This is a genomic window from Acidipropionibacterium jensenii DSM 20535 (assembly GCF_000425285.1).
Taxonomy (GTDB): domain Bacteria; phylum Actinomycetota; class Actinomycetes; order Propionibacteriales; family Propionibacteriaceae; genus Acidipropionibacterium; species Acidipropionibacterium jensenii.
The window spans coordinates 1-9848 of record NZ_AUDD01000043.1 but is presented as its reverse complement, the minus strand read 5'-3'; the positions used below and the strand labels follow the sequence as shown (position 1 = coordinate 9848).

Here is a 9848-nt window from a genome sequence, read left to right as displayed (position 1 = left end):
TCATGACCCGGGCTCTGACCTTCTTCGAATCCATCGGGGTCGCCGTAAAGGCCGTGATGACCGACAACGGGGCCTGCTACCGGTCCCGGGTCTTCAGCCAGGTCCTCGACGACGCCAAGATCGGTCACAAGTGGACCCGGCCGTACCGGCCTCAGACCAATGGGAAGGTCGAACGGTTCAACCGGTCCCTGGCCGCCGAGTGGGCCTACGCCCGCGACTACACCAGTGAAACTGAACGCGAAGCGGCCTACACGGAATGGTTGCATCACTACAATCACCACAGACCCCACACCGGTATCGGCGGCCAGACCCCCTCAGAACGTGTTCACAACCTCACGGGGAAGTACACCTAGGGTCGGGGCATGACTGGACTTCGTTGGGGAATCCTCGCCACCGGTGGCATCGCCCACATGTTCACCCGTGATCTGTGCACCGCAGGACTGGACGTCGCCGCGGTCGGTTCCCGATCTCTGGACTCCGCCCGCGCCTTCGCCGACACCTTCGACATCGCGCGGGTCCACGGCTCCTACCAGGAGCTGGTGGACGATCCAGAGGTCGACATCATCTACGTCGCCTCGCCGCACGGCCTGCACGCCGAGCACACCCGGCAGGTGCTGGAGGCCGGCAAGCACGCCCTGGTGGAGAAGTCCTTCACCCTCGACGCCGCCCAGGCCGCCGACCTGAGGGAGCTGGCCGCCTCCCGCGGGGTGTTCCTGATGGAGGCGATGTGGACCCGGTACCTGCCCCACATGATCCGCATCCGGGAGCTGGTGTCCTCGGGGGCCATCGGTGAGATCCGGGCGGTGTGGGCCGACCACACCCAGGCGCTGTCCACCGATCCCGCCCATCGCCTCAACGCGCCCGAGCTGGGCGGTGGTGCGCTGCTGGACCTGGGGGTCTACCCGGTCTCCTTCATCTGGGACATCCTCGGCGAGCCCACCTCGATCTCGGCGGTCGGGCGTCTCCAGGAGGTCGGCACCGACACCGAGGTGGCCACCGTGATGACCCATGCCTCCGGGGCCGTCTCGACGACCCTGTCCTCGTCGCGGGGAGCCGGGTCCAACACCGCCGTGATCCTGGGCAGCAGGGGCCGCATCGAGATCGACCCGGTCTGGTACACCGCCACCAGCTTCCGGGTGGTTGCCACCGACGGCACGGTGGTCGAGGACTACCGGACGCCGGTGGAGGGCCGCGGCATGCAGTACGAGGCGCTGGCGGCCGAACGCTACATCGCCGAGGGCAGGCTGGACTCCGAGCTGGAACCGATCGACGAGACGGTGGCGATCATGGGCACCCTCGATGAGATCAGGCGCCAGATCGGCGTCCACTTCCCGGGGACCGACGCCTGAGAGACGCCGTCCCCGTCGGTCTCAGTGCTCGGCGACCGAGTCGTAGACCCGGCGGACCGACTCGGCGGAGATCGTGAGGTGCTCGGTCTCCCAGTCGTCCAGCGGGATCTCCAGGTGACGCTCCACGCCGTTGGCCCCGACGATGGCCGGCAGGGACAGCGAGACCTCGCCGTGGAAGCCCAGGACGCCGTCGGCGACGGTGCAGACCGGGGCGACGGCCTTCTGGTCCAGCACCACGTTGCGGGCCAGGGCGATGGCCGACCGGGCGATACCCGAGGAGGTCCACTTCTTGGAGTAGAAGACGTCGAAGGCGGCGTCGACGACGGCCTTGCCGATCTCCTCGTGGTCGAAGGCGGGGATGTCGAGGATCTTCGAGATCTCCGGGAGGGTCAGCCCGCCCACGGTGGCGTGGGACAGGTAGGGGAAGGCCGTGGCGCCGTGCTCGCCCAGCATGAAGGCCTGCACGGAGTCGGGGGAGACTCCGGTCCGGTCGGCGATGATTCGGCGCAGCCGGGCGGAGTCCAGGGCGGTGCCGGTGCCGAAGATCAGCGAGCGCGGGTAGTCGAACTCGGTCGACGCGATGTGGACGTTGACGTCGAGGGGGTTGGTGATGAGGATGACCGCCGCCGAATGGGTGTGGGCGCTGATGCCGGCCATCACCTGGCGGATGACCGGGGCGTTGATCTCGGCGAGGCTGTTGCGCGAGGCGGTGCCGACCGACTCGGCGGCCGCCGGGGAGACCGACGGGCCGGCGGCCACGATGATGACGTCCGCGTCGGCGCAGGCGGTGTAGTCGGCCTGCTCGACGACGGTGCTCAGCATCGGCGGGACGCCGGTGGCCTGGTGGTGGTCCAGGGCCTGTCCCTTGCTGACGTCCTGGTCGATGTCGATGAGGGAGATCCTCGCGAACAGGCCCAGGGTTGTGGCGTAGGTGAGGACGTCGGATCCGACGTGCCCCACGCCAATGATGACGAGATGCGGACCGTGCGCCATGTTCAAGTACCTCTCTGGTGGAGGCGGCGCTGCGTTCGTCGCCGCCACCCCCCAGAATGCTCCTGTGCACCGGCGAGGTGTTGGCCGGGGCAGCTGTTGAGACCGTCGAGCGGCCGGGATGTCCGATTTGTGCCGCTGCGCGGCGGTGCGGTAACGTCTTCTCTCGCAGCCGGGAGACCGGCGGTGGTTCGGGCCTATAGCTCAGTTGGTTAGAGCGCCGCCCTGATAAGGCGGAGGTCACTGGTTCAAGTCCAGTTAGGCCCACCGAACCCGTGCAAAGCCCCTTCGTCGGCAGCGTATCTCCTTGATGCGTGGTGGACGTGGGGGCTTCTGTTGTTTCTGTATCCGTGTGGCGGAATCTCGGAGGAGAAGGAACATGATGCAGGAGTGGGAACGTCAGCTCTTCGGAGACCATCGGGATCCCCGCGAGGAACTCTCGACGATCTTCGGCGTCGACATCCCGGCGAGCGGGAATGTGCAGCCAGAGGCGCTGGAGTGGGCTTGCGGCGTCGTCGATGTCTCTGTGATGTCGCAGGTCGAGGCGATCAAGGTGCTCCGTGAGGCTGAACCGCGCCTGGGGCTCAGGTCGGCAAGGTATCTGGTCCAGCGAGTCTTCGCCGCAACCCCCTGACAGCTCGGGGCCGACCGGTGGTCCGTGTTCGGGTGCCGTCTGCGGCGCGGTTGCAGATCAGCGGTGCTCCAGGGTCTGGCCCCGGTCGTCCAGCCCCATCCGGGCGTAGGCCCTCGGCACGGCGACCACGGCGTATCCCACCCCGAGCAGGGACAACACGCCGGTCACCCACACCGAGGCGCCGACCCCCAGGCCGGCGACCATCCCGGCGACGATGAACGGCCCCGCAGTCATTCCGGCCTGCTGCACCGACTGCCACATGCCCAGGAAGGTCGAGCGGTCCACGTCCGGGGACAGGTCCGCCCCCATCGTCATGACGATTCCGGCACCGAAGCCGTTGCCCAGCCCGATGATGCAGGCGCACACCACGAACCCGACCAGGGACTGCCACATCGCCATCCCGATGAACCCGGCGCCCATGATCACCAGGGTCGGAATGAGGGAGGCGCGTCGTCCGAACCGGTCCGACAGACGCCCGCTCGGGTAGAAGACCAGGGAGTCCATCACGGCGCTGGCGGCGAAGGTCGCGGTGATGGTGTGCGGGGCGATCCCCAGGGCGTGGCCCCACAACGGGATGATGACGTTGCGGTTGGTCCGCACGATGGTGAGCACTACCACCGAGACCGCCAGCAGGGTGGTGGCGCGGCGGTCGGCATGGTCGCGCACCGGGGCCTCGACGTCGTCGCTCCCCTGCACCCCCTCGACATCCTGACCCAGATGCTCGGGGGTCGGCAGGGTGAAGGCCAGCACGAAGGCCAGGGCGGCCAGCGCCATCACGATCTGCACCCAGAAGGACCCGGGATAGGACCACCGGGCGATCGCGACGCTGCCCACCGCCGGACCGATCACCTGGCCCATCCGCTGCATCCCGCCCAGCATCGACAGGGCGCGGGCGCGCATCGCGACAGGGATCGACTCGGCCACATAGGACTGCCGGGCCAGCGACCAGATGTTGTTGGAGATCGACAGGATCACCATGGCGATCAGGAAGACCGTCCGCGACCAGGACGCCGCCGGCCAGTAGAGCGATGCGAGAGCGCCGAGCAGGGAGACGACGGCGGCCAGGGTGCCGACGATGAATGCCGGACGATCCCCGAACCGGGTGATCTCGCGGCCCACCCACGGCCCGGTGAGGACGCCGACGAGCCCGGTGATGCCGGCCACCCCGGAGGCCAGAGTCGGACTGAACCCGATCTGCAGGGCGGCCAGCACCATCACCGCCGTCAGTGCACCGTAGGAGGTCGCCCAGACGATGGAGGGGACGTAGATCGGCATCGCCAGCTCGGTCAGCGGTGACCGGGCCCGGCGTGGGGTGCCGACAGACTTGACCCCCGAGGGGGGTCGGCCGCTGCCGGTCCCGCGGGGGTCAGGAGGTGGATCTTCGTGGTGGGCGTCTGTCATCGCCCTCCATTGTGCGCGCCTCCTCGGCTGGTTCGAGGAGGCGCTGTTGGTGAAACGGTCAGTGGCGATGCTTCCGCCAGTACCAGACCCCGCCGACAACTACTGCAATGAAAATGACTGTTCCCATGCCCCTACGGTATGTGCGGTTGCGGGAGCCGCAACAGCGGCGGGAAGGATTGGGGGAGCCCTCGGGGTGAGGCGCTGTCACCTCCGCGTTTCATGGGAGGGGCAGACTCCAGATCAGAGATGTCGTCCCAGTCGAGGAGTCCCATGCGCACCCGCACCAAGATCGCCATTGTCGGTACCGGACAGGTCGGCACCGCCACCGCCTTCGAACTCATCATCACCGGTCTGGTGGACGACCTCGTCCTGATCGACCTCAACGCCCAGGCCGCCGCCTCCCAGGCGATGGATCTCAACCAGGCGGCCTCGGCGCAGAGTTTCGGCACCGTCGTGACCTCCGGCGACTACACCGACTGCGGGGACGCCGACATCGTCGTCATCACGGCCTCGGCCAAGCTGGCACCGGGGGCGGACCGCGGATCCCTGCTGCAGAGCTCCTCGGCGATCGTGGACTCCATCGTCCCGGCGGTGGTGGAGGCCGGATTCCACGGCATCTTCGTGGTCATCACCAATCCGGTCGACGTCATCACCGAACGGGTCGCCAAGCTCTCCGGATTCCCGCGGGACCGGGTCATCGGGACCGGCACGGCCCTGGACTCGCTGCGGGTCCGACTCGAACTGGCGCGGATCTTCTCGGTCGACGAGCAGTCCATCCAGGCCTATGCGATGGGCGAGCACGGCGACACCCAGATGGTGCCCTGGTCGGCGGTGTCCTTCTGGGGCAAGCCGCTGGACCAGGCGATCGCCGACAACCCGGAGCGGGCCAGCGGCGTCGATCCCGACACGGTGCTGGACGACGCCAAGCGCAGCGCCTTCCAGATCGTCAAGGGCAAGGGGACGACGTCCTTCGGGATCGCCGCGACGACCTGCTCGATCATCGCCTCCATCGTGCGCGACGAGCACTCCATCATCCCGGTCTCGGTGCGGCTGGAGGGGGAGTACGGCCATCGCGACGTCTGCGCCGGGGTGCCGGTGATCCTCGGGGTCAACGGCATCCAGGAGGTCGTCAACATCCATCTCAGCGACGCCGAGAAGAAGGCCTTCGACGCGTCCCTGGAGCACATCCGCACCATGCAGGAGGCGATGCCGCCGCTGCCCGAGCGGGGGTGATCCTGCGGGCTCCTGCAGGGGTGATCGGGGCCCGGCGGGGGGGTGATTCCGCTGCCCCGGCGGGGCTGTGCCGCGGCCGGTCCGAATGCCCGTGTGCAGCACCGTGCAAAGGGGCGCGTTCACAGATGATGCCGGTGAGGGAATCCGGCGGGCCGGAGTTATGCTTGTTCAGCCTCATGTGAGGGGAAGCCGGTTGAACCCGGCGCGGTCGCGCCACTGTGAAGCCCACCGACAAGGTGGGACGAGCCAGACCTCCCGCAGGAGACGTTCCTACCACGAGGGGACGCAAGTATCCCCCAGGAAAGGTGTGAACGATCATGAGTTCATCCGTTGTTGCTGCTCCGTCCAAGGAGAGCGCTGTTGACTGGGCCAAGGATTCGGCCCTCGGCTGGGTGATCGGCGCTGTCGTCGTCGCTCTGCTGCTGTACTACTTCATCGGTGTCGACCAGGGCGCCTACTCGGTCTTCGGGAATGACATGCACATCCACGAGTGGGTGCACGACTCCCGTCACTTCCTCGGGTTCCCCTGCCACTGATCTGAGACGGTCCTCGGACCGTCCGCCCTGTCCTGCCGGCCGTCGGCCCGCAGGTCTCTGATCCTTCTTCTGACGCCCTCTCCCGCGACTGCTGTGCAGTCACGAGGGGTCGCGCCAGCGCTCCGGTGCGCCCTTTCCCGGCTCCCGGTTGTCATCATTTGCCCTTCACGTACAGGGAAACAGCACATGCTCTCCAGACTCACCAATCGCCGGATCTTCGGCACCGGCGCACTCGCCGGTGCGATCGCCGGCTTCTTCGCCTTCATCTTCGCCCGCATCCTCGTCGAGCCGCTCATTCAGAACGCCATCGACTACGAGAGCGCCCGCGACGCCGTCCAGGAGACCGTCGACAAGGCCCTCGAGGCCGCCGGAAAGACCGGCCTCATCCCGCCGGCCGGGGCCGACGTCGACATCTTCACCCGCGGCATCCAGCGCAATATCGGCATCGCCACCGGCATGATTCTCATCGGTGTGGCATTCGGCCTTCTGATGGCCGCCGCCTACCGGATCGTCCTCTACATCTGCAAGGGAGAGCCCGGCCTGTCCATCCAGATGACCGTGCTGCTGATCGGCCTTCTCGGATGGCTGTCGGTCTATGTCGTCCCGGCCCTCAAGTACCCCGCCAACCCGCCGGCCATCGGCCACCCGTGGACCATTCACGCCCGCGGGAATCTGTACCTGGGCACCGTGCTCATCTCGATCGTGCTGATGATCGTCGCCTGCTACGTGTGCCGCGCGCTGGCCAAGAGGATGAGCATCTGGAGCGCCGTGATGATCTCCGGACTGTGCTTCGCAGCCGCGATGTGCATCGTCTTCGCCGTGCTCCCCAGCCTCGGCTCGCTGGCCGAGAACACCCGCTACTTCGGCAGCTCGGTGACCTACGGGACCGGTGAGGACGCGGTCACGCTCCCGGTGAACACCGAGACCCCGCTCGCCCTGCGCGACACAAACGGCACCATCGTGTTCCCCGGCTTCCCGGCCGACGTGCTCTCGCGGTTCCGGATGTACTCGGTGATCGCCCAGGCGATCATCTGGCTGGGCGGCGCCTGGATCATGGGCGCCATGCTGGCCTGGGTGCCGAAGAACCTTCGCCACCAGAAGTCCGAGTCCGCCGGCGTCAAGGACGCCGAGAAGGAGACTGTCTCGGCCTGATGGCTCGAGCGCAGTTGCGGCAGTCACTCCCGACAACCCAGATGGACAGTCATGAATGACTCGCACGATCACGCGGCCCTCCCCCTCGGGGAGGGCCGCGTGCCGCCTTCCGACGACGTGGAGACGGGCGGCACCGCTTCCGGGGATGACGTCGCGCGGTCCCGGGAGGATGCCGCGCGGTCCGGTGCCCGCCTGCCGCCTGGTGGCCATGGACCGGCCGCCGGCAACCTGCCGAGGGTGGACCACTGCCGGATCGTCGACGACCTGCCAGGAACCCTCCAGGACTTCCTGGATCCGGAGAATCTTCAGCGACGCCGCGGCGCGGTGGCCGCCCATCCCGCCCGGATGCCCGGCGACCCGCGCCTCCTCGACCACACGTCGTGGGCGCTGACGGCACTCAACGTGGTCGGCTGGACGCTGGCCCCCACCGTGGCTCTGGCGGCCGACGGGATCCGGCCGGTTGACGGCTGGCCGGCCGCTCTGGGGTGCGAGGCCCCCGATGACCTCGGCCCCTTCGATCTGCTGGTGTGGTCGCGGGCGGTGAGGATGCACGGCGCAGGGTGGTCGGAGAGCGTCGAGAAGTCGGAGGGTGTCGGGAAGCTGGGGGGTCTCGAGAAGTCGGAGGGCGCAGAGCGCCCGGAGGATGTCGACCGTCGGCAGGATGCAGATCCGGCGGTGTCCCTTGTCGATCCGGTCCCGGCACTGGTGGATCTGGCCGTCCTGCTGGGTGATCGTCTGGAGCGCGCCGGGTGCCCGCGGGTTCAGGGGCGCAGCGCGATCGCCAGCTCACTGGGCACCCTGGCCCGCCAGGAGGATGCCGATGGCGCCCGGATCGAGCTGGCGCAGCGGCTCTGGCGGGCGCTGGAGCCGCGGGCGACGTCTGGTCCGGGGGAGGCCGGGTTCCGGCGTCCGGCATGTTGCGGGCTGATGCCGCTGGCCAGGACCGACGCGCTGTGCTGTCCCGACTGCCCTCATCGTTGAGACAGTCGGGACCATTCGAACCGCTGGCCGGGGCACCTGGGGGAGATCCCGTGAGGGAGCCCCGGGGGTGACCCCGTGGAGGGCACTCAGGGGTATCCCTGTGGGGGATGCCCCGGCGGCAACCCCGAGTCAGCTCTTGATGGCCAGCAGGGTCTCGTGGAGGCGTTCGGCCGAAGCCTTGAGCTCGGTCACCTCGGAGTCGATGAGGGGGATCGGCACGGTGTCGCCGATGCCGTCGCGGGAGACCAGGCGGGGCAGTGACAGGGCCACGCCGTCGATCCCGTAGAGGTCATGGACGATCGCCGAGACCGGCAACACGCACCGTCCGGCACCCAGCAGCGCCTCGGTGAGCCGGGCTCCGGTCAGACCGATGCCGTAGTTCGTGGCTCCCTTGCCCTCGATGATCTTGTAGGCGGCCAGCGCTGCCTCCTGGCCCAGGTCGTCGAGCACCTCCTGGGTGAAGGTCTGCTCGCCGTCGACGGTCCAGTCGCGGATCGGGACGCCGGAGATGTTGGCTGTGGACCACACCGGGAACTCCGAGTCGCCGTGCTCCCCGGCGATCACCGCGTGGACGTTCGGGGTGGTGACGTCGGCCCACTGGGAGATGAGGAAGCGCAACCGCGAGCTGTCCAGCAGAGTGCCCGAGGAGAACACCCGGTTCTCCGGCAGCCCGGAGACCTGCTGGGCGACCACGGCCAGCACGTCGCAGGGGTTGGTGACGATGACGAAGATCGCATTGGGGGACTGCGGGACGAGCTGGCTCATCAGGCTGGAGACGATCCCGGCGTTGACCCCGACCAGGTCGAGGCGGCTCTGGCCCGGCTTCTGGCGGGCGCCGGCGGTGATGATGACGACATCGGAGTTCGCCGTCTCGTTGACGTCCCCGCCGCCCATCACCCGGGAGGGCACGAACTCGCTGCCGTGGGCCAGATCGGCCACCTCGGCGTCGACCCTCTCCTTGGCGATGTCGTAGAGGGCGACGACATCGGCCGACCCCCTGATGAGGCAGGCGTAGGCCATCGAGCTTCCCACGCTCCCGGCCCCGACGATCGAGACCTTCGACGGCCTCCTGGACTCGATTGACGAACTCATGATGACGCCTTCCTGGTCAGCACGCTCTTGGGGTGCAGTGCAGTGAATTTCAGTGAAGTGAATCGGGGTGAATCGGGCAAGTTGGTATCAGCTGGGGTTCCGACAGGTTGACGCGGTGACCGGCGCGATGGGCTGCGGGTCGACCCTGCTGACACTCTAGCCTCGGCGTTTCATCGGTGAGTGCCGGAGGTGTGGTCGCCGGGTAGGCGAAAGTGCTCCTGACTTGGCAGGATAGGGCTTGTATAGAGTCCGAATCCGTCAAGGTCGAGGAGCACTCCCAAGGTGAAGGCTACCGGGTCGTATCCGCGTGTTCATGTCGATGCCGCGCCCGTGGCCGCAGCGGGTCAGGCCGGTGGGGTGCTGCTGGTCGAGACGATCCGCGCCTCCGGGTTGGACCGGGAACTGAGCAGGGCCCTGGCCCGGTGGGCCACACCGTTGACCGTCCATGACCCGGGCAAGATCCTGTGCGATCTGGCCCTG

Annotated in this window: 10 protein-coding genes, 1 tRNA gene and 1 pseudogene; 9 read left to right on the top strand and 3 right to left on the bottom strand. The window is 68.0% G+C overall.

Going from position 1 to position 9848, the window contains the following annotated elements; genetic code table 11:
- Nucleotides 1-353: IS481 family transposase (locus tag H590_RS0113325; protein ID WP_028703906.1), on the top strand; the 353-nt coding region annotated here is incomplete at its 5' end.
- Between the two features lie 9 nt (nucleotides 354-362).
- A complete protein-coding gene (locus H590_RS0113320; protein ID WP_028703905.1) occupies nucleotides 363-1349 on the top strand; it encodes a Gfo/Idh/MocA family protein in 987 nt (328 codons plus the stop codon).
- Between the two features lie 21 nt (nucleotides 1350-1370).
- Here the strand turns inward: H590_RS0113320 and H590_RS0113315 are convergent, their stop codons facing one another.
- Entirely contained in the window at nucleotides 1371-2342 is a 972-nt protein-coding gene (locus tag H590_RS0113315) for a lactate/malate family dehydrogenase (RefSeq protein WP_028703904.1), read from the bottom strand.
- Between the two features lie 190 nt (nucleotides 2343-2532).
- On the opposite strand from H590_RS0113315, the gene H590_RS0113310 reads away from it, so the two are divergent.
- Both H590_RS0113310 and H590_RS0113305 read left to right on the top strand, forming a co-directional pair.
- Nucleotides 2533-2606 (top strand) — tRNA-Ile (locus tag H590_RS0113310).
- Nucleotides 2607-2718: 112 nt separating this feature from the next.
- On the top strand, nucleotides 2719-2973 hold the full coding sequence (locus H590_RS0113305; protein ID WP_028703903.1) for a hypothetical protein: 255 nt from the start codon (nucleotides 2719-2721) through the stop codon (nucleotides 2971-2973).
- Nucleotides 2974-3030: 57 nt separating this feature from the next.
- Here the strand turns inward: H590_RS0113305 and H590_RS16885 are convergent, their stop codons facing one another.
- Entirely contained in the window at nucleotides 3031-4374 is a 1344-nt protein-coding gene (locus H590_RS16885; RefSeq protein ID WP_051238645.1) for an MFS transporter, read from the bottom strand.
- Nucleotides 4375-4644: 270 nt separating this feature from the next.
- Here H590_RS16885 and H590_RS0113295 point away from each other — a divergent pair, with 270 nt between their 5' ends.
- The 4 genes from H590_RS0113295 to H590_RS0113280 all read left to right on the top strand — a co-directional run bounded on the left by H590_RS0113295 (nucleotide 4645) and on the right by H590_RS0113280 (nucleotide 8276).
- Complete coding sequence (locus H590_RS0113295) at nucleotides 4645-5607, top strand: L-lactate dehydrogenase (RefSeq protein ID WP_036982607.1); 963 nt, start codon at nucleotides 4645-4647, stop codon at nucleotides 5605-5607.
- 317 nt (nucleotides 5608-5924) lie between these two features.
- On the top strand, nucleotides 5925-6143 hold the full coding sequence (locus tag H590_RS0113290; protein WP_028703901.1) for a CbtB domain-containing protein: 219 nt from the start codon (nucleotides 5925-5927) through the stop codon (nucleotides 6141-6143).
- A 186-nt stretch (nucleotides 6144-6329) separates the two neighbouring features.
- The gene (locus H590_RS16880; RefSeq protein ID WP_051238644.1) at nucleotides 6330-7295 is read left to right on the top strand and encodes a CbtA family protein; all 966 of its coding nucleotides are present in this window, start codon (nucleotides 6330-6332) and stop codon (nucleotides 7293-7295) included.
- Between the two features lie 51 nt (nucleotides 7296-7346).
- The gene (locus tag H590_RS0113280) at nucleotides 7347-8276 is read left to right on the top strand and encodes a hypothetical protein (RefSeq protein WP_028703900.1); all 930 of its coding nucleotides are present in this window, start codon (nucleotides 7347-7349) and stop codon (nucleotides 8274-8276) included.
- 129 nt (nucleotides 8277-8405) lie between these two features.
- Here the strand turns inward: H590_RS0113280 and H590_RS0113275 are convergent, their stop codons facing one another.
- On the bottom strand, nucleotides 8406-9368 hold the full coding sequence (locus tag H590_RS0113275) for an L-lactate dehydrogenase (RefSeq protein WP_028703899.1): 963 nt from the start codon (nucleotides 9366-9368) through the stop codon (nucleotides 8406-8408).
- 282 nt (nucleotides 9369-9650) lie between these two features.
- On the opposite strand from H590_RS0113275, the pseudogene H590_RS19250 reads away from it, so the two are divergent.
- Nucleotides 9651-9848 (top strand): annotated as a pseudogene (locus H590_RS19250) (IS1380 family transposase); the annotation flags it as partial.